Annotated in this window: 2 protein-coding genes; both read right to left on the reverse strand. The window is 65.5% G+C overall.

Annotation, left to right across the window (positions count from 1 at the left end):
- Positions 1 to 30 precede the first annotated feature (30 nt).
- A complete protein-coding gene (locus tag OOZ19_RS29920) occupies positions 31 to 942 on the reverse strand; it encodes an IS3 family transposase (RefSeq protein WP_266093524.1) in 912 nt (303 codons plus the stop codon).
- Positions 939 to 1,320, reverse strand: a 382-nt coding sequence (locus OOZ19_RS29925; protein WP_266093525.1) for a transposase, incomplete at its 5' end; no start/stop codon positions are given. The genes OOZ19_RS29920 and OOZ19_RS29925, both read right to left, overlap by 4 nt.

Consider the following 1,320-nt stretch of genomic DNA (forward strand, 5'->3'; position numbering starts at 1 on the left):
TGAGGTTCCCCCGTGATGCCGGAGACTTGGTTATCTGGCGATGGCTTGGGCTGGTTCGATGGGCTGGGAGTCGTGTTGGGCATGCTCATATTCGTCGGGTGACAGGCCGCCGAGACCATGCTGGATACGGCGGGGCTTGTACCAGCCGTCGATGTAGCGGAACAGTGCTGTGTCGGCCTCGGCTCGGGTGGCGAAGGTCGTACCTGGCCAGTACACGAGTTCGATCTTGATGGTCGACCACAAGTTCTCCGCGAGGGCGTTGTCGTAGGAATCGCCGACGGAACCGGTTGAGGGTGCGATGCCGGCATCGGCGAGCCGTTGGGTGAACCGGATCGCGGTGTATTGGCATCCTTTGTCGCTGTGATGGATCAGCTGTCCGTCGTGCACGTCGCGGGACCACAGTCCGTAGTCCAGTGCGGCCAGTACGAGGTCGGTGTCGGCTCGGATGGCGGTTTTCCAGCCGACGATGCGGTTGGAGAACGCATCGCGTACCGAGGCCAGCCACAGCACGCCCTCTCCGGTGCTCAGCCGGGTCAGATCGGCGACCCAGAGCCGGTTCGGCGCAGTGGCCGCGAAGTCACGCTCGACCAGGTCGGGTGCGGCCGTGTGGGCGGGGTTCTGCCGTGTGGAGCCGGTTTTCCAGCCCTTGCGCAGGTGCGCGCCAACGAGCCCGTTGTCCCGCATGAGGCGTTCCACGCGCTTGCGGGAACACCGCACCCCTTGCCGACGCAACTGAAGCCATACCCGCGGAGACCCGTAGGTGTCGGCGAACTCGTGCGCTGACCGGATCTGTGTGATCCGTTCCAGCAATTCCGCGTCGTCGCGGTGGCGCCGCGAGGGCGCTGCGGCGCGGGCGCGCCAGTCGTAGTAGGTCGAGGCCGGGATGCCCAGGACCCGTAGTACGAGACCGACCGAGAAATCATGGTCATCGATGAAGCTCATGACCGCCTCCGGGTCGGGTCGATCTCGCCGGCAAAATAAGCACTCGCCGCCCGCAACACGTCGTTGACCCGCTGGAGCTCGGCGTTCTCCCGCCGCAGACGGCGGTTCTCCTCGGCCATGTCCGTCGTCGGCCGGTCCTGCCGCTCGCCGGCATCGGCCTCGTCCTGGCGAATCCAGTTCCGCAACGCCTCCGGATGCACGTTCAGCTGCTCGGCCAATCGCCGGATCACCGGCTTGGGGTCCGACTCCCGATACAACCGAACCGCGCGTTCCCGCAGCTCATCCGGATACTTCTTCGGTGCTGCCACAACGACTTCCTTCCTCGGTCTGCACGAGCAGACCAGACTCGGAAGCCTCCGGACAAACGGGGGAAGCTCA

Source organism: Saccharopolyspora sp. NFXS83 (assembly GCF_026241095.1).
In the GTDB taxonomy this organism is placed as follows: Bacteria; Actinomycetota; Actinomycetes; order Mycobacteriales; family Pseudonocardiaceae; genus Saccharopolyspora_C.